The following is a 24601-nucleotide window of genomic DNA, read 5'->3' on the forward strand; positions in this document are numbered from 1 at the left end:
AACATCTGTAACATCGATCTGTCCGCCTTTTTCTGCCAATAATGCATTTTGTTTTCCACTGACAGTTCCACCCGTCTTTGTGATTTTGGCTTTTGGACCTTCTGCATGAAGTCCATTACCTTCAGATGATGTGACGGTTGTTTTTTCGTCTAAAGTGATGGAGCTGCCTTGTTTAGCATATACTCCATTGGTTTTTCCATCGAATGACCCTTCGGATACTGTTATCGTTGAGTTATCATTTGCCAATATAGCTGTGTTTGCATTCGTGACGGTTACTTTGTTTAAAGTCACAGAGCTTTTTTCGGCATCTATACCTTTATCCATCAAGGGATTATCTTTTCCGCTTGATATCGTTACATTTTCCAGCTTGTTTTCATCATTCTTACTATCATTGAAAACAGCACCAATTTGAGAGGCTGTAATAGAACCATCAGTCATCTTGATTGTAGCACCATTTTCTACCTCAAGCCCATTGGCAACTTTTTCAATGGTTGTTTTGCCTTTTAATGTAATCACGCTGTCAGCGCCATCGGCTTTAGCACCAGTTCCTTTGCTATCTGTTGTTGTTAAAGCAACATCTGTAACATCGATCTGTCCGCCTTTTTCTGCCAATAATGCATTTTGTTTTCCACTGACAGTTCCACCCGTCTTTGTGATTTTGGCTTTTGGACCTTCTGCATGAAGTCCATTACCTTCAGATGATGTGACGGTTGTTTTTTCGTCTAAAGTGATGGAGCTACCTTGTTTAGCATATACTCCATTGGTTTTTCCATCGAATGACCCTTCGGATACTGTTATCGTGGAGTCATCATTTGCTAATATAGCTGTGTTTGCATTCGTGACGGTTACTTTGTTTAAAGTCACAGAGCTTTTTTCGGCACTTATTCCCTTGTCAATAAAGCGTCCATCTTGGCTACTTGATATCGTTACATTTTCCAGCTTGTTTTCATCATTCTTACTATCATTGAAAACAGCACCCATTATAGACGCTGTAATAGAGCCATCGGTCATTTTAATGGTACCGCCGTTTGCTTGAAGAGCAATAATAGCATCTTTAATCGTAGTATTTTTATGTAATTCGATCTTGCTATTAGAACCATCAGCTTTTGCACCGATTCCGATACCATTTGCTGTTAGAGTAATATTCGAGACATCGATCTGTCCGCCATTTTCTGTATATACTGCGGCGGTTTTCCCACTCACAGTTCCTTCCACCATTGTAATTTTGGCTTCTGAACCTTCTGCATGAAGTCCATTGCCTTCAGATGATGTGACTGTTACTTTTTCGTTTAACGTAATGGTGCTGCCTTGTTTAGCATATACTCCATTCATTTTTCCATTAAATATTCCGCCAGAGACTTTTATCGTGGAGTTATCCTCTGCTAATATACCGTTGTTTGCTAAAGAAACAGCTGTGTTTTTCAAAGTGAGGTTGCTGTGGGTAGCATTTATTCCTTTGTCAATAAAGTGGTCATTTTTACCGCTTATAACCACAGTTGTTAGCTCGTTTTCACTACTACTGTTTTCAAAAGAAGCACCATTTTCAATAGCCGTAATGCTTCCTCCTGTCATTTTAATTTTAGCATTATCTTTGACCTTAATACCTAAGTGAATATCAGAATCATTATCATTACTTTTAATAGTCGAACCGGTTAATGTAATTTCACTGTTATCGCCTTCAGCTTTTATAACATATGTATCTTTGTTCGTGTCTTTATTTCCGGTTATTGTTAATTTGTCACCAGTGATTTTTCCACCTGTTGTTGCACGAATAGTTTCATAAGTTTCTTGGGACTTTTTTTCTACTTTCCCATCAGTAATTTCGAGATTTTTAGCATATGCGTTGAAATGGGCGCTAAACAGCGTAACAGCTATCGCTGCTGTACAGAGTAACAGAGATTTTTTATACATTGATATTTTCCTAACTTATAAGCCCCACGCATTTCCTCCCCCGCTTATAAGAAGGATATTAAATGAATGGTTTTCTACTGTGGGATAAATAGATTGCTTTTATTCTCGTGTAAAGTATAAAAATAAAATTTATAATAAAACACATAATGATTTACCGTCTATCCAATAATATTAATTATTATAAAATAAATTATAAATAAAAATTCTTAATGTAAGGAGGAACATGCATTCATTTTTCATTTTAAATGATAGTTAGGTTGAATTTTTTGTAGTTGTTGAGAGTTCCTTTTCAGCCTCAATTGAAGCGGAATTTGATGATAGCGGCAATGATTTAGAGATTTCCTCCAGTAACAGCGCGCTACAGGTGATCTTTGGCTATGAGAACAGCATCAGTGCATTTATGGGGTGTTTTGTTGTCCGAATCGGTTGTAAGTTGTGGTGGCAGTGATGGAGAGATCTTGCGTCTTTGTGGCAAAAGTGCCTCGATGCGTAAAGAGCTCAAAGAACAGGTGAGTGAGCATTTTGATCACAAAACTGTTGGGGAGATTGTTGAGACACTCGCCAAACGCCATGGCTATCAAGCAAAGGTCAGTCCACAATTTACCAAACAAACCTTGCCTTATGTGGTACGCACCGATCAATCGGCGATTGATTTTTTAACCCGCCTTGCTGATCGGATGCAGGCGCGTTTTTTAATCAAAGACAATAAGTTTTTATTTTTAAGCGGGGACAATCTCCCCCTCCAGACCATTCATCAACAGGAATGTTCCCATTGGGAATTTAGTCTCGAGCCACGCACGCAATATGGCACTATTGAAGCTGCTTATTTTGATCGCTCAAAAGGGCAGCAATGCCAAGTCAAGCATCAGACAGGTTTTAGTGGTCCCGTGCGTTGTCTGCGTGGTTGTTACACTTGTAAAGAAGAAGCACAAGCTGCTGCTGCATCAGAATCAGACAGGCTGTGTCGTGCTGTGGGCAGTGGTTCTTTGACCCTTGCGGGACGCCCAGAAATCATGGCGGATCAGCTTCTAGTGTTGCAGGGGTTCCGCGGAGAAATCAATGGTCCATGGAAAGCCGCTACCGTTACCCATCGCTATGAAAAGCAAAGTGGTTACACCACAGAAATCATCTTAGAGGCACCAAATCAAGGAAAGGAAAAAAAATAGAGGCTGGGCTGGTCAACCCAGCCAACGGGAGAAGTTTTGCGAACACCCCGTCCGATGCAACTTAACTTAACATCGCAGCCACTTCTTATCACTTAAAGCAATGAGAAGATGGCTAATATAGATGAAAGAGTGTTAAAAAATTATGGATACACTTTGTAAAGAAACATTAAAATCTGTTGATCCTACGGAACCAGCTGCTGCTTATGTTGGTGGCAAAATCAAGTTGGCGAAGACCATTATCAAAATCATTGAAGGCATTCCCCATCGCACTTATGCTGAGCCTTTTGTTGGAATGGGGGGAATATTCTTCAGGCGGAAATTGATTCCCTTATATGAAGTCATCAATGACCGCTCAGGTGATGTGGTAAATTTTTTTCGGGTGTTGCAACGCCATTATCACCCTTTTATGGATCTGTTGGAGTTCCAGATAAGCAGTCGTGAGACGTTTCAGCGTTTCACTCTACAAGATCCAAAGACCCTGACAGATTTAGAGCGGGCTTTGCGGTTTTTATATCTCCAGCGGTTGAGTTTTGCTGGGCAGGTGACTAAACGAACATTTGGCGTTGATCCTAACCGTGGTGCACGGTTTAACAGTTTCAAACTTGAAGGCTTATTAAAGCTTATATACCGCCGTTTATCGGGTGTGACCATTGAACATTTAGACTGGTCTGAGTTTATCAGGCGCTATGACCGGCCTACCACTTTGTTTTATCTAGATCCGCCTTATTTTGGCGTTGAGGATTACTATGGGAAGGATTTGTTTAAGCGTGAGGATTATCAGACGATGTCTGCGCTGCTTACGCAATTAAAGGGGAAGTTTCTGCTCTCTCTCAATGATGTGCCTGAGATCCGGAAAATCTTTAGCCAATTTAAGATAAAAGAGGTGAATACATCTTATACGTGTGGTTCAAATAATCCGACTCCGGCTCAAGAGCTCATCATCTCAAATTGTGATTTATAGGAGAAGAGAAAAAAGATTCATTAAAGGGTCTTTAAATACCCTTTGAAAGGCCTTTAAAGACCCTTTGAGACCCCCTTAAAAATCATGTGAAAAAAAATAAATTGGTACAAAACCTGGTGTCAAAATATACAAAACCTGCTGGCAAGCTACATACAGTCAAAATATACAAAACCTGCTGGCAAGCTACACAAGCTACAAACAAGCTACATCTAAAGATGGTAGCGGAGGAGGGATTTGAACCCCCGACACAAGGATTATGATTCCTCTGCTCTAACCTACTGAGCTACTCCGCCAAAATAAAATTATAAGTGCAAATAATTACATTTTCTGCGGATATAAGGGGTAGAATAGTAAGATGTCAAGCATCGTTTTTAAGCTTTTTGCTTGTCATTCTATTTTATCCTGGATATGTAAAAGTATAATTTTATATGATAAGGTAAGGTAAGGCATAAAAATGGTGCCACGTGTAGCGGTTTTAGGATGCGGTCATTGGGGTGAAAACCATATACGGACACTCCACTCTCTTGGGGCTTTAGCGGCAGTTTCTGATATTAATGCTGATCGTGCTGCCAGTTTTGCAGCGATGTATGGTGTAGAGGTTGTTTCACCAGATGATCTTTTTGCTCATCGAAATATTGATGCGCTCGTATTAGCTCTGCCGCCACAATTTCATACGGAAAATGTGCTGCGTGCTGTTAAAAATGGTAAAGATGTTTTGGTGGAAAAACCAATAGCTTTGAATATTACTGATGCTGAATGCCAAGTCCAAATTGCTCGTCAGTACGAACGGATTTTAATGGTGGGTCATATTTTACGTTTTCATCCGGCTTTTGAAAAAATGTGTGAATTGGTGAAAAACGGGGAATTGGGGGAGGTGCGATATATTTACTCTCATCGATTAGGCTTTGGAAAATTTCACACACACAGTGATGCTTTATGGGATCTTGCCCCTCATGATCTCTCAATGATTTTAGCGTTGACAGGATGTGAACCCTCTGAAATTCGCGGTGAGGGGGCTGCTGTTGTTGATCAGATTTCTGATTTTTCTCATGTTCATATGACTTTTCCAAATGGTGTACGTAGTCATCTTTTTGCTTCACGTTTAAGCCCTTATCGTGAGAGGCGTTTAACTGTTGTTGGGACAAAGGCTATGCTCGTTTTTGATGATATGGAATCGTGGAACCGTAAATTGGCAATGCACTATTTTGCCGTTTGGAAAGAAAATCAAGAGTGGGCTTTTAGCATGGATGAGCTGAGTTACATTGATGTTTGTGAAGATTTGCCACTTACTTGTGAATTACGGCATTTTCTTTATTGTATTCAAACGCGTCAATTGCCTCGTACACATGGTAGTGATGCTATTGCGGTTTTACGGATTTTAACAGCTGCTGGTGTCAATTATAATAAATAAAAGAGATAAGTAGTGCTTTTGTATTCTTATGATGATCAATGGAGTTAATATGCAATTCATCGACCTTGGGGCGCAGCGGGCGCGTATTGAAGATAAAATTAATTCTGCAATTGCGTATGTGGTTGCGAGTGGTCAGTATATTTTGGGGCCAAAAGTAACGGAGTTTGAAGAGAAATTGGCTGAGTATCTTGGCGTTAAACATGTCATTGCATGTGCGAATGGAACAGATGCTTTGAAGATGCCTCTTATGGCTAAAAATATTGGTCTAGGGGATGCTGTATTTTGTCCTAGCTTTACGTTTTCGGCAACAGCTGAAGTCGTTGCTTTGGTGGGAGCTGAGCCTGTTTTTGTGGATGTTTTACCCGATACGTTTAATATTGATGTTGAAAAACTGTCTCACGCTATTGAAATGGTTAAAAAAGAGGGAAGGTTAAAGCCAAAGGCTATTATTGCTGTTGATTTATTTGGGCTTCCTGCTGACTATGTGCAAATTGCTCAAGTGGCTGCAAAGGAAAATCTTTTTGTCATTGAAGATGCTGCTCAATCTATGGGTGGAAGAAGCGGTAATACGATGTGTGGTGCTTTTGGTGAGGTGGCTGCCACAAGTTTTTATCCTGCAAAACCATTAGGGTGTTATGGCGATGGAGGTGCTATGATCACTAATAATGATGATTTGGCAGAACTTTTACGCTCTATTTTGTTTCATGGGAAAGGTGAAACACAATATGATAATGTACGGATTGGTATGAATTCACGTCTTGATAGTATTCAGGCTGCAATTTTACTCGAAAAGTTTGTGATTTTTGAAGATGAAATGGAAAAGCGTGGAGAAATTGCTCAACGCTATTCCAATGGTTTAAGAGATATTGTTACAGTTCCAGAAATAGGAAAGAATATTCGTTCTGCTTATGCACAATATACAATTAAGGTAAAAGAGCGTGATAAATTAAAAGATTTTTTACAAAAAAATTCTATCCCTACAATGATTTATTATAAAGCTCCTTTACATCAACAGCCAGCTTATAAACGCTTTCCTTATGTAAAGGATTCCCTTTCTGTTTCAGAATCTTTAGGGGAATGTGTGTTAAGTTTACCAATGCATCCTTACTTAGCGCAAACGGATCAGGATATCATTATCCAAAAAATAAGAGATTTTTATCACTCTTGAAAGTGTGTTTTTATCTTTAAAATTTGTGTAAAAGCTTTATGGGACCATCCTAGATGGTATTTTTTGCTAGAATGTATGATGCGTATTTTTAATGGGGTCACGCCCCTCACGTAAAACAGAACGCCATCCTGTTGCCAATTCACGGGCTTGTTTTAAAGAAACATCTCTCAAAGCACCCAATCCCATTTCGCGACGACGCCCGTGAAGGGTATAACGATAAATCCATTGAGCACCACCATCTTTACGCTTATGAAGAAGCAAGCCGGCACCATCATTATATTTGCCAGCCCCCAATGTTGCGACAGACCTTGCATTAAGACGGTTCATAAGGACCATTTTTACTCCTTTCTTATACAAATTTGATCCACACACTCATCCCACTTGTTATGTGCAAATGAGTGGTTTTGACTGATACAACATACACAGATTTGAAATGAGAGAATCCTACGTTATTCGAGACTCTCATTCAACATACAAAACAGTGAGTTATCATTATAAATCAGTGTGTTGACTAAGTGTTATTTGCCTTTAGGACGCATGAAATGTCGTCCTTTAGGGTGCTGATATGACAGGCAAGCGGAATCGTTAGATAAGAAGATGGATTTTTTCAAGTCGTTGTAGGGGAAGAAATTTTTCTTTAGTTTAGCGAGAAAGTCACGTTTGGTAAAAGGCATGTGAATTATGAGAGTTACAATGAACCTTTATTGATTTTTCTCTCCATTGAAAGTGTTTTAAGAAATAACTTATTTAATAGGTTTTTTTAGAGGAGAGACAAGTTATTTTTTTGCGAATGCGTGATGCTAAGTCGTTTTTGCTTTTGGGTTTTTGAATTAATGTGTTGATGGGTGATGTATGTCCCTCCTGTAGGGCTATTTGTGCAGCTAATGTTGCTGCAAGGTCTTTTGTTTCTTCACGGAGTTCTTCCAGTAGTTGGTGGTTAGCAGTCGTATCAAGCTCATGCATTTGGATTTTTTGTAAACGTTGCTGATAGTATGCGATTTTTTCACGCATCATTTTTGATTTCCTTTGAAGCTGTTTGTTTTGACAATATTTTGTTTGATGGCGATCGATTCTTTGGAAGAAGTATTTTGTGTGGGGAGGCATCGCTGATAAAGTTGTTCTGTTACTTGGCTCAGATGTATTTTTTGTTGGGCGTATTTTTTTTGCAAAGATTCGTACTTTTGTTGGTTTTTTGCTAATTCTACAGCATGTTGTGCGCGGATAAAATCTTGGTTTGCTTGTATTTCCGTGAGTGATAATGGAATTTGTGCACAAATATCTCTATGCGCAAAATGAACGGCTTTACGCCAAATGAGAGGAGATAAAAGCACCAGTAACCAAGAAGTGGAGGCAATCCCAAGAATAAAAAAAAGAAACGATTGAATAAGCATAATACCCCTTTTCAAATAAGAATACATTTAAAACGGATTCCATGTCGGTCTAGGTGTTAATTTTAAATATCCTATGTTGATACCAAGGCGTGCACCAATTCCTGTCCGTATTGGGATTAACAAGGTATCACGGTATTTGAGAACATGAAAACCAACACCTGCAATAAAATAGGCCGAACCTGAAATACCACCATAGCGGGCCCATAAATTATTTATGCTCTTAAGATTGTAAACCAAGATCATGAGACGAGAACCTTGGCCACCAAAATCCCATCCTACTGAGGGACCTTGCCAAAAAACTTTATGCTGGCCATAACTTTTGGTAAAAACTTTTCCTTCGCCATAGGTTAATCCAGCAAAAAAGGCGCCAGAAGCTTCTTCTCCTAAAATATAGGCATTGGGATAACCGTATTGTGAAAAAATATTTTGAATTGCGATCGCTAGACCACTGGTTGTTTTTCCAAAAAAAATATGACCAGAATCAATAATTTCTTGAAGTGAATAATGAGGCTCATTTTGCTCTATCGGTTTTAGTTGAGCATATGTAGTGTTTATGGTGACGAATAAAAGGAAGATTAAAGATATAATATTTTTGTACCAGTATTTTAGCAGAGAGAGAGCCATAGAGTTTTCTCCTTTTATTAGTGACAAACAAAAAGATAATATTAGAATTTTCATTCTATTCAAATAAAAAATAAGATGTAAGGTTATTTAAATTCTTGAATTTATTTCTGAATTTTTTTTAGCATGATTGTTAATGTTTTCTCTTATGCATCAGATGTTAAGAGTTTTTCTTTAAAATAGAGTTTGTTTTTTGAATTTAGGAGTTTTTAATCGTTATGACGTTCGCTATTTCTTTGAAGCCTATGGATCTTGCTGCTTTGCTTTGTAGTCGTATTTGCCATGACTTAATTTCACCTGTGGGGGCTATTCAAAATGCAATGGAGCTTTATGACGAGGGGGACGCTGAAGAAGAGGCTTTGCAACTGGTGCGGTTATCTGTTGCGAGTGCTTCTGCACGTCTACAATTTGCGCGATTGGCTTTTGGTTTTGCTGGTGCAAGTGGAGGACAAATAGATACAGGTGCTGTAGAGAAAGTTGCTCAACAATATATGCGGCAAGAAAAAGCAACTTTAAAATGGCAGGTTCCCTCTCTTTTATTACAAAAAAATGAAGTTAAACTTTTGCTTAATTTGTTATTGATTGCAAATGCAACAGTTTCTCGTGGTGGTGAAATTGTTGTTGTGATTGTGCAAGAGGAAAATAAACGTTCTTTTCGATTTGAGATTTTGGGTGAAAATCTCCGTATACCTCCACATTTTCTTGCGTTATATCACGGAGAAGCTCAAGAAGAGCTTATTGATGCGCATGTCATCCAATTTTATTACACAATGTTACTTGCTGAAGTGACAGAGATGAAAATAAATATTGATGAAAGAGATCATTGTATTGTTTTAGAAAGTATGAAAAAGCTTTGAATTAATAGAGAAGCGCTTAAGCCGTGTTGGGGAAAAGAAACTTCGATCAAATTTACGAGCGATAAAATTATATTTGTGGGTAGAGTGTGGTTACTTCTTAAGCTTTAAGCGCTTTCTATATGAGATTTTTTGGGTGCGAGTTTTTTTTATTTGTGACAGAGAAAAATCTTGGGAAAAATCTCGGCCCGCTACATCCCGAGATTTTAGAATGTGTATCTTCACTGCTTAAGCGGTTTTTCGTACGTTCTCTTCAATTGGATCACGCAATACATAACCACGTCCCCAAACGGTATCAATGTAGTTTGCATTAGAAGAGACTGCTTCCAATTTTTTCCGTAGTTTACAGATAAAAACATCGATAATTTTCAGCTCTGGCTCATCCATTCCACCATAGAGATGATTGAGAAACATTTCCTTGGTAAGTGTTGTGCCTTTGCGCAAAGAGAGAAGCTCTAGCATTTGGTACTCTTTACCTGTTAAGTGAACAGGGCGTCCGGCAACTTCGACGGTTTTTGCGTCAAGGTTAACGGTGAGATCACCAGTAACAATAACCGACTGTGCATGTCCTTTAGAACGACGAACAACCGCATGAATACGTGCAATAAGCTCATCCTTATGAAAAGGTTTTGTCATATAATCGTCTGCCCCAGAGCCAAAACCACGAACCTTATCCTCAATGGCATTCATACCGGAAAGGATAAGGACAGGCGTTTTTATTTTTGCCAACCTTAGAGTTCGCAAGACATCATACCCTGACATATCGGGCAAATTCAGATCAAGCAGAATAATATCATAATCATAGAGTTTCCCTAAATCGATACCTTCTTCACCAAGATCAGTGATATAAACGTTAAAATTAGCTGACTTTAACATCAACTCAATGCTTTGAGTAACCGCTCTATCATCTTCAATTAATAATACGCGCATTTTAGATCCCTCACTTTGCTCCTTTACGAATCATAAGGAGCATTTCTATGCTATCAACAGTTGGTAAAACCATTGTTGATAAAAGTAATTCATGAAATCAAACACTTAGCGATAAGCGTTTATGAATATCTCAGTAGTACGCGTAACAATCACTACCAAATTCCCCACTATCCATGATAGTGGTTAACAAAATATTGTTATTTTTGAAAGAGGCTATAAAATTATTTTTAAAAAATTGCGTATTTTTTAACATAACTAAGAGATGAAGGTTTTCTTCTATAAGCTTTAATCTAAAAAAGGCCTTATAAATTACTTTTTTACAATTTTAGTGTTTATTTACGGAGCTTTAAACCTCTTCATTTTATAGTGGGAGGGAAAATAAAGAAATAGTTATGGCTCTTTAAAGAAGGTTGTGTTTGCAGATGCTTTAAGGAAGGGCGGAGTTTATAGTCTCATTAATAGACTGTTTTTTTCGGCTAGATATATAACTAAAACGATATGAATTGAGTATGAATGCGCGTTTTGAGTTGGCACAATCAAGGAGTAGTGAGTATGAAGCCACGGGAAAATATGGTGCGGTTGAGAATGTTTCAGGTGCGTGGAAAGCGCCGTGAGATTGCACAGCTTGAGATGATGATTGCAGAATTTGAACGAATGGTGTTAGAACTGGAAACACAAATTTCTCATGAAGAACGTAAATCTGGAAACAATGATGTTCACCACTTTGCTTATTCTGCTCTTGCGCGTGCTGCTCGGCAAAGACGTGATAATTTGCTCAACTCCATTCGTGATTTACAGCTTCAAAAAACCAATGCTGAAATTGCTCTTCATGAAGCTCATACACAGCTACAACATGCACAGCTTTTGGAAGCACGAGAAAAAAAGACTACCACGGATGATGAAAATATTTCGATTCAGTCTAATTTAATGGTTGGCTAATTCAATGAATGGGTGATCAAAAAAATTATTGAATTAGTTATTTTTTCAGATTTATCTTATTAAAATAATATAAAAACAGCCAAACTTTTATTAAGTTTGGCTGTTTTTATAAAGTGCTTTATGTTATTGATTAATGGTAACTTAATGTCGGTAGTGTTGAATCTTGGTTGTTCGTAATCCCGCTAAGCCGTGTTCATCGATCAAACTTTGCCATGAAAGAAATTCTTCCACAGTTAAAGTATAACGTTGACACGCTTCGTCAAGGCTTAACAATCCGCCTCTGACAGCCGCAACAACTTCAGCTTTGCGACGAATCACCCAGCGCCGTGTTGTTTGTGGCGGTAGGTCGGCAATTGTAAGTGGACTTCCATCTGGCCCAATAACATATTTCATTTGTGTTTTTATCAAATTGGTCATTCGTATCCTCTACCTCTCGTCAAGGATTTGATTCGTTTATAGAGCATGAAATTTAAAAAAGAGCTAAACGCGCTGAAAGAAAAAATTAATAAAGTGATTGAGCGTTTAAAAAGAGACTCAAGCGAACTGTGAAGAAGCGTCTTTTGCAACATTTTGTCAGATTTTAAGAAAGAGAAAAAATTTTTCTCAATGATTTTTCTAAGTGATTTCCTCCAAGTGATTACCATGGTGCCTTATTTCTATCACTCTTTTTTATTTACAGCTGCTTTTAAGAAAAGTGATGCTATGGTTGTGGAAAGGGTAAAAAAACAATATAAAGGCAATCAATAGTATAAAAGTGGCAATAGTATAAAAGTGGTGAAGAAGCGCATATCAGAATGTTAACATATGGGTATCCATTAATAGAGCAATAAATAGAGAATGAGTATATGTTTTTAAATAGTCTTGATTTACCAGGACAACCTGAGGATTCTCGCATTGTTGTTGCAATGTCAGGGGGGGTTGATTCATCGGTCGTTGCAGGTCTTTTAAAAAAGGAAGGGTATAATGTCATTGGCATTACATTGCAGCTTTATGATCATGGGGCTGCAACGCATCGGATAGGGGCGTGTTGTGCGGGACAAGATATTGAAGATGCGCGCCGTGTGGCAGAAACATTAGGAATACCGCATTATGTTCTTGATTATGAGAAACGCTTTCGTGAAGCTGTTATTGATCCTTTTGCAGAAAGCTACGCTCATGGAGAGACTCCAGTTCCATGTATTGCGTGCAATCAGACAGTTAAATTTGCTGATTTATTAGCAACAGCCCGTGAATTGGGGGCAGATGCTTTGGCAACAGGACATTATATTCGTTCGCGTTCTCATGGGGCACATCGAGCACTCTTTCGTCCTCTCGATAACGATCGTGATCAAAGTTATTTTCTTTTTGCAACGACACAAGAACAGATTGATTATTTGCGTTTCCCCCTTGGCGATCTTCCAAAGGCGCGCGTTCGTGAAATGGCCGCAGAAATGGGCTTTGCGGTTGCCAATAAGCATGATAGTCAGGATATTTGTTTTGTTCCACAGGGAAAATATTCAGATGTTATCGCAAAACTGCGTCCAGAGGCCGCTAATCCTGGTTTTATTGTCCATATTGATGGAAAGATTTTAGGCAAACATTCGGGGATTGTTAATTATACTGTTGGTCAACGTCGTGGTATTGGGGTTTCAACGGGGGAAGCACTTTATGTGGTTTATCTCGATGTGGAAAATGCCCGTGTTATTGTTGGTCCGCGTGAAATGTTAGAAACGCATAAGCTTTTTTTACGTGATGTGAATTGGCTTGGTGATGAGTCGTTGGATAATTTTCCTTCTCAAGGTATTGAGGTGGCGGTCAAGGTGCGTTCAACCCGTCCGCCTCATCTTGCGCGCTTACATTATAAAGAAGGAGTTTTTTCCGTTGATCTGTTGGAATGTGAAAATGGTGTGGCACCAGGGCAAGCTTGCGTTCTTTATGATGGAAATAACCATGAGGCGCGTATTCTTGGGGGAGGATTTGTAACGCATTCAGAACGTGCTGCTGACATTGAAATGATGTTGAAGCGTGTTTTGTGCAATCTTGAAACAGAAGATTCTGTTTCCTCTGAACTTAAGACAACAGCTTCATAAAAAGATAGTAAATTAATTTATAATGATAATTTTATTCTTCAATTTGAATGAGAGGTTTGTGTAAAATTTTCTTATTGCGGTTTTTTTTATGATTGAATCTATCAAAATCATGTCTTTTGCCTATTACAAGGAGGGATGGTGGACAAGTAGGCTTATGGTGGGTAAGTTGATAAAAAGAAATGTAAAAATGTCTTTGATGAATGCTCTCAAATGCTAGCGGATAGCAACTTGTGGGGTTGGCCAAAGAAACACACATCATTGCAAATTTGTTACAACTTAAAATCTTATCATCTTGAGTGTTTAAAATCGCTAAAATGGGCGAGGGCAATCCCTGAGGTTGTGGCAACATTGAGACTATCAAAGCCATCAATCATAGGAATCCGTAAGGCTTGTGATTGTTGTAGTATATAAGGTGGTAAGCCATCACCTTCTGTTCCGAAAATAAGAGCCATTCTTTTGGTTTTGTTTGCTTGCTTGAGTGTGTGAGAGGCAGAAGGGGAGAGCGCATAAAGATGAAAGTTTTCATCGTTTAGAGCAGCTATAATGTCGTTTATATCAGCATTTTGCGTATAGGGTACTTTTAGAGCAGCGCCGGCAGAAACTCTGATTGATTTGCGATAAAGTGGATCGCAAGAGGTTTTGTCGATAATAATGCCCTGACTGGCAAAGGCTGCTGCATTACGAAAAATTGATCCCATGTTATCATGATTCGAGATACCACATAAAACCAGAATCAAAGCTTTTTCTGGAAGATTTTGTAAAAAACTTTGTAATGATGGGAGCGTTTTGCGTTTACCGATGCCAAGGACGCCACGATGAACATGAAAACCGGTGATATCATCCATGACTTTTTGTGACACGCAATAAATGGGGCAACGAGGCTGTGTTTTTTCTAAAAGCGGTAGAAGTCCAGGGAGGCGTTTTGTTAGGATAAGCAGCGAGAGAGGAGAAAATTCTTTCGAATGCAATAAAGCGGACAACGTTATTTTACCTTCAGCAATAAATTGCTGTTGTCGTCCAACGAGATCTTTTTCACGGATATTATGATAGTCTTTTAGGCGTGGGTCATTTGTTTCGTCGATTGTTGTGATATTTAAATACATGCGAGATTCTTAATGCTTTTTTCTTTCAATTTCCAGTTGTTAGAATTTGCTTTATTTTTAAAAAGAGAGATAAAAAACACTATTTTAAAACTTATGGTAGAATCTGTATTGACAACCTATATAAATAGGTGTATTGTAAAAATACTGATGCGGGATAAATTTTATTTTCGTATCGGGTGCAGTGTCTTGGGTCCCCGCTATTTCCCAAGTTCTGTATGCCCTTAATGATAAGGGAAAAGAATCTGGGTCCCCAATGCCCAGATTCTTTTTGGGGTTCATAAATCTTTTTCTAAGTTTTTTGGCAATCATATTTTAAAACTTCCTTAAGCTGTAAAGGTATAGGGGAATTCTCAGTCATTTTTCTAGGTGCAGAGATGCTTATAGATGGCGTCATCGTGCATATTATAAAATGTAAAAAAGAATGCGTGATCATGACACATTTGAGCAAAAGTAGGTTTTTCGCTCATAAAAGGTAAGATGGCTTTAAGTTGTTCAAAAGATGATTCTATGAAGGGGATTTATTTGTTTATGCCTTATTCTCTTTATCCTTTATTGCTGATGTTCATGTGACCGGAGAATTTTTTGCGATAACAAGGGCGCGTTGAGACGTTTAGTGTATAGTGAAACTTCTGTAATATTGAGAAAATATTGGCGATATGTCACAAATATCGTTATAGAGTTGAAGAATATTATTCCTTGTTTCGTAAAGAAAAGGATGGGTTTCATGAAAGTGAAAATCAATATACAAAGCTTAACTTTATACTCTATTTTTATTGCGTGTATTGTTTTTGCTTTGAAATATTGGGCTTATCATATCACAGGGTCGGTTGCACTTTATTCTGATACCTTGGAATCAATTGTCAATATTCTTGCGTCATTGGCCGCATGGTGGGCTGTTAAGGTGAGTATGAAGCCAGCAGATCATGATCATCCTTTTGGACATCATAAAGCGGAATATTTTTCTGCGATTCTTGAAGGAGTTCTCATTATTATTGCGGCAATTGTTATTTTAAGAGAAGCATGGATAGCGCTTGCCACCGTTAAGTTATTGCAGAAACCTGGAATGTGGCTTGTTATTCATCTTGTTGCAACTGTTATAAATTTCATGTGGGGTATGGTTCTGATTTGGCAGGGAAAACATCATCGCTCACCAGCTCTTAAAGCTGATGGGGTACATTTTATAACGGATGTTTTTACTTCGCTTGCAATTTTAATTGGTCTGATTGCTGGTTTTGTAGGGGGATGGGGTGTTTTAGATCCTATTTTAGCGATAATCGTTGCTGTTAATATTCTCTTACAGGGTTGGAAGGTGATTAGGAATGCTGTTCAAGGATTAATGGATGTTGGCGTTGAATTGAATGAAACTATGCGGATTCGGGAGCTTATTTCTGCGAATGCAGATGGCGCACTTGAGATCCATGATTTACGCACGCGTGTTGCTGGGAGGGTTACTTTTATAGAGTTTCATTTGGTTGTTCCAGCTGTCATGCAGGTCGGGGAAGCCCATAAAATTTGTGATAAAATTGAAGGTGTTCTTCAAAAAGAATTTGATAATGTGCGTATTTCTATTCATGTCGAGCCTGAAAATGAGGCAAAATTGCCTCCCGGTACAACAATGATACCTTTTATATAAAAAGTTTTTTTTAAATTACCTGTCATGTTACGAATGTTATTTTTTTACGGTGAGGTAGTTTATATTTCTTGAAAATACAATGATGTTCTTTCGATGATTTTATTGTGGCATCAATAAAATGGAAGGTTAAACTGACTATCTAAGACAAGATTTATTCTGTTGCCGTACGCTATCATTTAAGGGGTAGTGAGATAAGAGCTATAAAGTTTGATTTATTAACTTCTTTTAGAGTGTGCGATAAATCTTCAGTAGTAAGGCTTACTGGTGGAGCTTAAGTGAATCACATGAAATGGTTTGTCGCTGGAATTCCTTTAAGAAGATGGACTGTTTATAGGACTGACGGGAATAGATCTCTTGTTTTTTAGGATGAGGGGGAACGAAGCTTAATTATAAATTTTTATATAAAATACTTTATGAGACAACAACCATAAGATATCTGGCTTTACTTATTCCTACAAAAAATATGTCTTTTATATTCATAAAAATTAGAGTGCGGTAATCTATAGATCATTCTTGGTTGAGAGTATAAAAAAGAAGTGTGATAAGATAACAGAGTTTTGCGTGTCTTCAGCTTTCAGTCAGTAAGATAATTTTAAATCTGTAATTTTCCCAAAATGATCTTATTCGTGTAACTTGTACGAAATTAGAGGTTTATTGAATAACTTTAGTATCTCTATTAAGAATAGAGAAATTATTTTCATATCGCTATGATGTTATTAAAGAGCCCTTAAAACAATGATTCCTGGTATTTTTGCAACATAATCCATAAAAGGGGAATCAACGACTTTTTCGTTTTCTTTTCGTGAAGAGGCATTTCGTAACATTGGGCCTTTATCTGTCATGATAAAGAACCCCACATGTGTTACATCCAATCCAGCAAGTTTTGTGTAAATGCCAATGAAATCACCTGATTTTAAACGACTTATAACTTCTTCATTAATAAAGTTATTGGGAATATACGTTATTGTGCGTTTTACAACGGGAAGTCCAGGAAGATAGTTTCCATCATCAGCTTTTTTATTGAGATGTTTTTCTACACTGATTGCGTGAGGGCTTATTTCAGCGGTAATATCAGTGGCTCGTTTATATTCTCTATAAGCCCAGTCTGTAAAAAAATGTTTTCGATTTAAAAAATGAACTTTACCCTTAATGTAACGCGTTTTTATGACGTTATTGATGAACTCTTTTGGAGATTTTGATTTACGCAATGCTTCAACATAGTCCAGATAAGTGAAGCAATCTAAGCCTCTAAAATCAATAATGAGTTTTTCTGGTATCTTTTCTGATCCATGTAACATATTTGCTTTGTAAGGTGTTCCTAAAAAAGCTTTAGAAAAAAAATCAATCAGAGTTCCTTTTTCGTGATCATTTATTTCTGAACGCTTTTGGAGAAGAGCATTTAATTTATTTAAAGTGTAGGGATCTAGCTCTACGTTGGTTGTTTGTTGACTTTCTATTTTATTTTCTAAAATACCCTCTTGTGAATCAGAATTTTGAACATCACATCCTGTCACAAACATTAAAGTGAGAATTAATAGGGATATTTTTTGCATTTTATACACCATTTTTAAATTCACAGCTCACGGTCAACTCTCACTAAAAGTGGTATTTCCTCATGCTTATTCGTTAGATTATTATTGGGTTTAATAATAACATATAATCATTGATGGCCTCAATAAATATGCTCCGTTTTTATAGTGCTAAGTTATTCTGATGATGCTTCTTTAACTCTATCGTATATTTTGAGGATGAGAAAAAACTTTAAAAGATTATCTCTTTTAGGTTTTAATGATTATAGTATATCTCTTCAATAGAATTAAATTTTTTTAAGATGCGATAATGGAAATAATGTTTAATAAAATAAATTATAATATCTCTAAAATTGTTGAGCTTTTCTATTATTTTGTATGTGAAATTTATGCGGTATAGAATACTTAAAAAAGGAAAAGATAAAAGAAAGCGGGGGTAGTGTGCGTGTAAAATAAGTAACTGAGTGTAAAATAGTATGTATGTTATGCAAAATCACATGTTCAATCGCAAAATTTGTTCGGCGTGGGCTCATTTTAGTGTTCATCACTTTATTGTTAGATAGGTATTGTAATTATTTGTCCTGTTTTACTTGTTTCTATTATTTGCTTTGCTCTTGATAATATAGCATGGTGTTATTCTATGTTATTTATCGGGCGTTTTTTGTCAGGAATAAGTGGTGCTAGTTTTGCAACGTATACAGCTTATCTTACTGATATATCTGATGAAAAAAACGTACATGTAATTTTAGGTCTATTGGGCGTTGCATCCTCATTAGGATTTATTTTAGGGTCATTTATTGGTGTTTTTTTTAGGTCAGTTTGATCTGCGTATACTGTTTTATTTCGCTGCTGGTTTTTCACTCATTAATTTTATTTTTTCTTGGGTTATGGTTCCTGAAACTCTTTCTTTATGAAATAAGCGCTTTTTTGATATTAAGCAGGAAAATCCCTTAGGTGCTGTTTGGCAACTGAAGTAATATCCGATGGTTCTTTGGATATTGTTGGTCTTTTTTCTTCATTGGTTTGCGGAATCTATATGGCTTAAGTATTTGGGCATTCATTGCAAAAGAACGCTATGAGTGGAATTCATTTTGCATTAGTTTATATATAGTAGCGTTTTGGGAATAGGTCAATTTACTGTCGTCGCTCTTATTTTGCCTTGTTTTTCTGAACGATGGAGCGATTGGCGTATTACGATAGTGAAGCTTTTGTTTGCATCGGTCGCTATGCTAGGTTATACATTCACAACAAAGGAGTGGATGGTTTTTATATGGTTTGTGCGTGTACAATGCTTGAATATTTTGTTCATGCTCTTATACGTACTATTGCTTCAGTGTAGGTGCCGACAAATGTACAAGGAGCCATGACATCTGTTGTTTCATTAAGTTTAATATTTGATTCTGTTTTTTTATGTGTTTTTCTTTGAGTGTTTTACAGATAAAAATGCACTGTTTTATTTTTTTGGTGCTCTTTTTGTTGAAGGCTTCTTGTCGTTGCAATGGTTATTTTTACCTTGCGCGTAGGTTAATTTGTTGAAGGGGGCTGGTAAGAATATTTTGCTAGAGAATGCAATTTTTTTGTGATATTTGTTTTGCAATATGGGGCTGAATCGTAAAGCTCGTGTTTTTTTTCATTACCCTTCAGTATTCATGAAGCAGTACGTTGAAAAAATGCTCCAGTGTTAGATGCATCAGTGTTGTACGAATAATTTCAAATTTTTGATACTCAAATTGGAAGTAAAATACTGCGTATATTTATTTGCATAATTTCTGGAATCAGAAGCAAATCTCATTTGTGAAGAATATAAAATTATAAAATTGAAAAACCGTTTTTAGCTCTCCTCTTTTCATTCGACGTACCATTTTCAAAATTATTATTTACGCAAATATTTTTTTTAAAGCAGGGATTTATTGCCTTATCTCACACTTTTGTTTATTTCATTTTTTAATAGAAGTGATGCCTCTGAGCCCGAGTAAGAATATTTAGAACTGTATTGTAAATCTAACACTTGTTTTGAGAGGATCGTTTTCAATGGGGCTGTACCAATTTCATGATCATGTCGATGAAAAATGGAAGGGAATAGTTTCTATAAATGGTATAAGATCCACAATACACTTCTCTTTATTTATAAAAGATACATCATCATTTACCTTACCAGTTTTCAATGTTACGACAGCTCTTAGTTAGGCAATAAATTATTGATACTCATCTTGTTTGTGGGGTGTGTAAGCCCGTGATTTTGATTAATACAATCTTAAAAGGAAAGGTATGAGGACGAACAGGAGGAGAGGATGAGAATTTTACGCTATTCAGCATTTTTATTTAAGTTGTAAAATAATGAAAATAATACTTATTCCATAAATTGTCGGTAAAAATACCGTTATGGGTAGGAAAATGATATAATTCGAAGACGAGAAGCAAGAAGGTGAGGCATTTTATTTTAAGATATTTTTTTATAATTCATAATGAGATCAGAAAAATGTTGAAAGAGGTAGTGACTATCTTGTGGTCCCGGAGAAGCTTCGGGATGATATTGAACAGAAAAAACAGGTTTTCCAATGATTCGAATACCACAGTTTGAACCGTCAAAGAGAGAGATATGGGTTTCTTGAACATGTTTTGGTAAAGAGGTAGTATCGACAGCAAAACCGTGATTCATCGATACAATTTCAACTTTTCCACTGTTAAGGTCTTTAACAGGGTGGTTTGCACCATGATGTCCTTGGTGCATTTTTACGGTTTTTGCGCCAACCGTGAGGGCGAGGAGTTGATGACCAAGACATATTCCAAAAATTGGTAAATTATGATCAATCAATGTGTTGATTGTTGGGATGGCATATTGAGCTGTTGCTGCAGGATCTCCTGGCCCATTAGAAAGAAAAACACCATCAGGATTCATTGCCAGAATTTCTTGTGCCGTTGTGTGGGCGGGCACAACAGTGATGCGTGCTTTTTGTGTTGCCATAAGGCGGAGAATATTGCGTTTAATACCATAGTCAATGGCAACGATATGAAGATTGTGCACATTGTTTGTGCTATATCCTTTATTCCAACGCCATGGTTTTTCATCCCATTGCATTGACGATTGAGATGTCACTTCTTTCGTAAGATCAAGATTGACGAGACCATGCCATTTTTGTGCACGTTTTTTTAAAGAAGGAATATCAAAATTTCCATCAGGATTATGCGCAATAACAGCATTTTGCGCACCTTTTTCACGAATAAGGATTGTAAGTGCACGTGTATCAATACCACAAAGTGCAATAATTTTACGGGCTTTAAGCCATTGATGAAGGTTTTCATTGGCACGATAGTTTGAAGGATGTGTAATATCTGCCTTGAAAATAGCCCCAACAGCACCGTGATTGTTGAGAGGTGTAACAGCTTCAATATCTTCACTATTTGCCCCTACATTTCCTATATGAGGAAATGTAAAATTAACGATTTGTTGTGTGTATGATGGGTCTGTGAGGATTTCTTCATAGCCTGTGATGGCGGTATTAAAACATACCTCAGCTTCAGCAATACCTGTCGCACCTGTTCCTTTGCCTTCAATGACGGTTCCATCAGCAAGGACTAAGAGGGCTGTAGGTTTGCTAACACTCCAAGGGCTGTTCGATGAAACTGTTTGTATCATAGTGCTTATCCACAATTTACTTTCTGAAAGGTATAATGGTTAACTTTACACAAAAATTATACCTCTAACAGATGCTGTGTCTATTATTCTAGTCATGTTTTGCTTAAAATAGGGAGTATAAGGATATTCCATGAAGAGGTAAAGTCTTGTTTTTATCTTTTCTAAGATCGAGCTCTCAATTATTTTTTTATCCCCATTGCAAGATGAATAAAGATTGGTTAAAAGGCATTTTCCATTTGAACAAAATTGGATAAATTTATGTTGCGTGATCAGATTGATGGGGCTCTTAGGGCTGCTTTGAAAGTGCAGGATAGTGCGCGTCTTGCTACACTTCGTTTAATGAATGCTGCGGTTAGGGATCGTGATATTCTTTATTATGATGAAGGAAAACTAGAAGTCGATGATCAGCAGATACAGTCTGTTTTTACGAAAATGCTTCAACAGCGTGAAGCGTTAATGCATGTGTATAAAGAATCTGGTTGCTTGGAGTTAGCAAAGAAAGAACAAGCAGAAATAGAAGTTATTCGTGAATTTCTTCCCTATCAGCTTAAAGAGGTGGAAGTAGAACAGGTTATTTGTGAAGCTTTGGCACAAACGAAAGCTAAAAAATTACGTGATATCGGTAAGGTAATGGCGTGGCTTAAGGAACGGTATGCAGGGCAAATGAATTTTTCTAAGGTGTGCAATAATCTTCGTAAAAAATTGCAATAGATCTTATCAACTCAAAGGAATTGGACAATGATCTTTTGAAATAAGCCGGTTGTTTTGCGGGCTTATGGGGCAATAGGACGTTTTTTCTATCTTATATTTTGCTGTTTTTCAAAGCTGTTACATCATAAAAGAACAAAAAGATTATAGTTTTTTTACTTTTAAAAAGATTTATTGTCATCTTTTGTGATGTTTCAAAGCATCTTTTTGATAAAGAATTTCTGTTATTTTTTAAGAGTGGTGATTATTTAGCAAGAAGTTTAAATGCAGATGGTTTTCATGATTGTGATAAGGACAGAAAAATTTTAAAACGCTTTTTTATAAAAAACATTTTTAAGCTGAGATAAAGAAATATTCCGAATAGAAGTCTTTGTTTGTAATTTGTTTTAAAACGGCTTTAAGAATTTTTTGCTCTGATACCCCCCTTAAAACTATGAAAAATCTATATATTGTGCAAAATAAAATGAGTATCCTCATTGATGGTGGGAGTACAGTGGTGAGTCTTTTAAAAACAGCTCAGTGAGCAACAATGGCTCACCCGTTAGTCGCAAACGGGAACGGCGTGCCCATAACGTTCCTTGTTGGCCAATATGAATGTAATCGCGGGTTAGTTTGTCACTGTTAAATAAATAGTTGCCTAAGGGGATCGTTCCTAAATGCATCAAGGCTTGATTGTGGTGAAGGGTTTCTTGTGGAATGACAGTGCGTCCAAGGAGCCAAGGTTTATTATCACCCATCAATATGACTTCACGTAACCAATAACGCGCACTTTTGGGAAGATGTTCTGCTTCTTCCTTTAATTTATCTCGTGTAATAAAACATTCGCGTTGTTGTTGAACTTGGAAGCAGGTGCAATATTTTTTTAATCGAAGCGTCATCGAACCCGTTTCCATGAGCCAATCCCGAATGTTTTCTGGTATGGAAGGATTTTGATCAAAGAGCCACTTCAGAGGTGGTAAGATGGAAACTTCAAGATCAGACATCGTTTTACTCCACATCTAAAATCCTATTCCACATGTTATGCTGAGTACACTAAAGAGATGGCTTTATTGTCGTACAGACGTATAAAAGCAGCGAAATTTTAATAGGAAAATATCAAATGAAAAATCGAAAGAAAATATCTTTAAAAGAAGATATGTAAAAATAGGTTATGGAGTATTTTCTACTTTAACATTCGTTTGTAATTGCATAGGAAAAGGGATGAGGAATAAAGCCCCTTACTATTATATTTTAAAAAGCGGGATACTCAAACCTTTTAGATTAAGATGAAACGGTTATCGTATTTTTTATAATAAAAGTAGCATTATTTAGATAGATTTTAAGTTATATTAATGATTATTAATATCTTTTCATCGTTAAAAATCAATGCACGAATGTATCATCATTTAAATTTTTTATTCAATGCTTTTGATTCCTTTAATTGATAATAATAAAAATATGGAAAAGGAGGATATCAACTTTATAGCGTTTATTCTTTTATTTTTCATACTAGAAAATTTATTTTTATCATTTACGCTTACTCCTTATCTTTATATTTTTAAAATATAAAAGAGCTCTTCGTTTTTTTTAGTAAAAATAATCTTGTTGATGAAGTGTATAGACGTTAAGTACTACGCGGTAGGATCTTTAATTATCATGATTAGTTTTCGCCTTTGTAGATTGCCATGACAGTGCAATGAGCTGGATTTGCAGGTTTGGTGCCAAGACGCGGTACAAAGTAAGTTCGTATTTTATTAAAATAATGCATACACCTTTCCGTAATATGCGTAGGCTATAGATATAGAATGGCGTATTATAAAAGTTTTCACCGCTTTTTGTTAGATGTATGATGGTGTATGCTAGAAGTCGTAACTTAAGCACTTCACCATCATACCCAAAATGATATCAATGCGTTACGGGAAAATATTTCAAAATATTCCAATTCTATATTGAACACCCAAAGGTGTTTGAATAAATAAATATTTTATGATCGGATTTTTTGTCCTATCCATATAAGAATACAGGCTCCTATAAAACCTGAAATAAGATAACCAAGCCAACCAGCAAAACTTATGCCTAAAAGACTAAAAAGGAAGCTCGCTAAGGCAGCGCCAATAATCCCTAAGATAATGTTTAACAATATTCCTGTTTGGCTTTTCATAATGTACTGTGCAGCCCAACCAGCAACCCCGCCGATAATGATCGCTGCTATCCAACCGATATTTGCATTTTCCATTGTACTCTCCTTTGCCTGAATTTAGATTGTAACTAGAGTAAATTTTGTAAAGATCAAGGTTTATTCCCTTTTTACCCAGTGGAAAGGATATTTTTCTGAAGACTTTACTTATTAAGTTTCTGTATATTTAAATAGTATTAATATAATATATTTATAAATATATTTAGTATGTTTATATATAATAAATTTTATTTGTTATACTTTTAAAATAATTATTTTATACAAAGTTTTTAAATAAAAAATTGTGATTAAAACAATAAGTCAAATGGATATTTAAATATTTTTAGCTTTCCAATTGATATCAATATTGTTTTTAATAAGATTTAAAATTTTTTTGTTCATGCTTTATAAAATA

General features: G+C 36.5%; 17 protein-coding genes, 1 tRNA gene and 4 pseudogenes. 10 read left to right on the forward strand and 12 right to left on the reverse strand.

The window, feature by feature from the left end; all coding sequences use genetic code 11:
- Window positions 1-1911: pseudogene (locus PVV59_RS05270) on the reverse strand (autotransporter outer membrane beta-barrel domain-containing protein); the annotation flags it as partial.
- A 295-nt stretch (window positions 1912-2206) separates the two neighbouring features.
- Here PVV59_RS05270 and PVV59_RS05275 point away from each other — a divergent pair.
- Together PVV59_RS05275 and PVV59_RS05280 are read left to right on the forward strand one after the other, a co-directional pair.
- A pseudogene (locus PVV59_RS05275) lies at window positions 2207-3077 on the forward strand (phage late control D family protein); the annotation flags it as partial.
- A gap of 142 nt (window positions 3078-3219) precedes the next feature.
- Complete coding sequence (locus tag PVV59_RS05280; RefSeq protein WP_273755068.1) at window positions 3220-4038, forward strand: DNA adenine methylase; 819 nt, start codon at window positions 3220-3222, stop codon at window positions 4036-4038.
- 216 nt (window positions 4039-4254) lie between these two features.
- Here the strand turns inward: PVV59_RS05280 and PVV59_RS05285 are convergent.
- Window positions 4255-4331 (reverse strand) — tRNA-Met (locus PVV59_RS05285).
- A 161-nt stretch (window positions 4332-4492) separates the two neighbouring features.
- Here PVV59_RS05285 and PVV59_RS05290 point away from each other — a divergent pair.
- Both PVV59_RS05290 and PVV59_RS05295 read left to right on the forward strand, forming a co-directional pair.
- Window positions 4493-5449: a Gfo/Idh/MocA family protein gene (locus PVV59_RS05290; protein WP_273755069.1), complete on the forward strand. Its 957-nt coding sequence runs from the start codon at window positions 4493-4495 to the stop codon at window positions 5447-5449.
- 49 nt (window positions 5450-5498) lie between these two features.
- The gene (locus tag PVV59_RS05295; protein WP_273755070.1) at window positions 5499-6617 is read left to right on the forward strand and encodes a DegT/DnrJ/EryC1/StrS aminotransferase family protein; all 1119 of its coding nucleotides are present in this window, start codon (window positions 5499-5501) and stop codon (window positions 6615-6617) included.
- 87 nt (window positions 6618-6704) lie between these two features.
- Here the strand turns inward: PVV59_RS05295 and PVV59_RS05300 are convergent.
- The 3 genes and pseudogenes from PVV59_RS05300 to PVV59_RS05310 all read right to left on the reverse strand — a co-directional run.
- Window positions 6705-6953, reverse strand: a pseudogene (locus tag PVV59_RS05300) (Arm DNA-binding domain-containing protein); the annotation flags it as partial.
- 411 nt (window positions 6954-7364) lie between these two features.
- Window positions 7365-8008: pseudogene (locus tag PVV59_RS05305) on the reverse strand (hypothetical protein).
- Window positions 8009-8035: 27 nt separating this feature from the next.
- Window positions 8036-8632 carry a DUF1134 domain-containing protein gene (locus PVV59_RS05310; RefSeq protein ID WP_273755071.1) on the reverse strand — a complete coding sequence of 199 codons (597 nt, stop codon included), beginning with the start codon at window positions 8630-8632 and terminating at the stop codon, window positions 8036-8038.
- A gap of 215 nt (window positions 8633-8847) precedes the next feature.
- Here PVV59_RS05310 and chpT point away from each other — a divergent pair, with 215 nt between their 5' ends.
- Window positions 8848-9486, forward strand: coding sequence for a histidine phosphotransferase ChpT (gene chpT / locus PVV59_RS05315; RefSeq protein WP_273755072.1), 639 nt, complete (start codon window positions 8848-8850; stop codon window positions 9484-9486).
- Between the two features lie 225 nt (window positions 9487-9711).
- On the opposite strand, the gene ctrA is transcribed toward chpT, so the two are convergent.
- The gene (ctrA, locus tag PVV59_RS05320) at window positions 9712-10413 is read right to left on the reverse strand and encodes a response regulator transcription factor CtrA (RefSeq protein ID WP_120122575.1); all 702 of its coding nucleotides are present in this window, start codon (window positions 10411-10413) and stop codon (window positions 9712-9714) included.
- Window positions 10414-10965: 552 nt separating this feature from the next.
- Here ctrA and PVV59_RS05325 point away from each other — a divergent pair.
- Complete coding sequence (locus PVV59_RS05325) at window positions 10966-11352, forward strand: flagellar export protein FliJ (RefSeq protein WP_273755073.1); 387 nt, start codon at window positions 10966-10968, stop codon at window positions 11350-11352.
- Between the two features lie 141 nt (window positions 11353-11493).
- Here PVV59_RS05325 and PVV59_RS05330 read toward each other — a convergent pair whose 3' ends face one another.
- Window positions 11494-11769: a DUF1153 domain-containing protein gene (locus PVV59_RS05330; protein WP_120101864.1), complete on the reverse strand. Its 276-nt coding sequence runs from the start codon at window positions 11767-11769 to the stop codon at window positions 11494-11496.
- Between the two features lie 428 nt (window positions 11770-12197).
- Between PVV59_RS05330 and mnmA the strand changes: the two genes are divergently transcribed.
- On the forward strand, window positions 12198-13421 hold the full coding sequence (gene mnmA / locus PVV59_RS05335; RefSeq protein WP_273755075.1) for a tRNA 2-thiouridine(34) synthase MnmA: 1224 nt from the start codon (window positions 12198-12200) through the stop codon (window positions 13419-13421).
- Between the two features lie 287 nt (window positions 13422-13708).
- Here the strand turns inward: mnmA and PVV59_RS05340 are convergent, their stop codons facing one another.
- Window positions 13709-14524: an RNA methyltransferase gene (locus tag PVV59_RS05340; protein ID WP_273755076.1), complete on the reverse strand. Its 816-nt coding sequence runs from the start codon at window positions 14522-14524 to the stop codon at window positions 13709-13711.
- A 724-nt stretch (window positions 14525-15248) separates the two neighbouring features.
- Here PVV59_RS05340 and PVV59_RS05345 point away from each other — a divergent pair.
- Window positions 15249-16157 carry a cation diffusion facilitator family transporter gene (locus PVV59_RS05345; protein ID WP_273755077.1) on the forward strand — a complete coding sequence of 303 codons (909 nt, stop codon included), beginning with the start codon at window positions 15249-15251 and terminating at the stop codon, window positions 16155-16157.
- Window positions 16158-16873: 716 nt separating this feature from the next.
- On the opposite strand, the gene PVV59_RS05350 is transcribed toward PVV59_RS05345, so the two are convergent.
- On the reverse strand, window positions 16874-17710 hold the full coding sequence (locus PVV59_RS05350; RefSeq protein WP_273755078.1) for a DUF1460 domain-containing protein: 837 nt from the start codon (window positions 17708-17710) through the stop codon (window positions 16874-16876).
- A 598-nt stretch (window positions 17711-18308) separates the two neighbouring features.
- Here PVV59_RS05350 and PVV59_RS09920 point away from each other — a divergent pair.
- Entirely contained in the window at window positions 18309-18509 is a 201-nt protein-coding gene (locus PVV59_RS09920) for an MFS transporter (RefSeq protein ID WP_404978357.1), read from the forward strand.
- A 1617-nt stretch (window positions 18510-20126) separates the two neighbouring features.
- Here the strand turns inward: PVV59_RS09920 and carA are convergent.
- The gene (gene carA / locus PVV59_RS05360; protein ID WP_273755079.1) at window positions 20127-21323 is read right to left on the reverse strand and encodes a glutamine-hydrolyzing carbamoyl-phosphate synthase small subunit; all 1197 of its coding nucleotides are present in this window, start codon (window positions 21321-21323) and stop codon (window positions 20127-20129) included.
- A gap of 258 nt (window positions 21324-21581) precedes the next feature.
- Here carA and PVV59_RS05365 point away from each other — a divergent pair, with 258 nt between their 5' ends.
- The gene (locus PVV59_RS05365; RefSeq protein ID WP_273755080.1) at window positions 21582-22034 is read left to right on the forward strand and encodes a GatB/YqeY domain-containing protein; all 453 of its coding nucleotides are present in this window, start codon (window positions 21582-21584) and stop codon (window positions 22032-22034) included.
- A 470-nt stretch (window positions 22035-22504) separates the two neighbouring features.
- Here the strand turns inward: PVV59_RS05365 and ubiC are convergent, their stop codons facing one another.
- Both ubiC and PVV59_RS05375 read right to left on the reverse strand, forming a co-directional pair.
- Window positions 22505-23014 (reverse strand): chorismate lyase, encoded by a 510-nt coding sequence (gene ubiC, locus PVV59_RS05370; protein WP_273755082.1) that lies wholly within the window; start codon window positions 23012-23014, stop codon window positions 22505-22507.
- 980 nt (window positions 23015-23994) lie between these two features.
- Window positions 23995-24246 (reverse strand): GlsB/YeaQ/YmgE family stress response membrane protein, encoded by a 252-nt coding sequence (locus PVV59_RS05375; RefSeq protein ID WP_273755083.1) that lies wholly within the window; start codon window positions 24244-24246, stop codon window positions 23995-23997.
- Between the last annotated feature and the right edge of the window lie 355 nt (window positions 24247-24601).

This window comes from Bartonella sp. MM73XJBT.G (genome assembly GCF_028618435.1).
In the GTDB taxonomy this organism is placed as follows: domain Bacteria; phylum Pseudomonadota; class Alphaproteobacteria; order Rhizobiales; family Rhizobiaceae; genus Bartonella.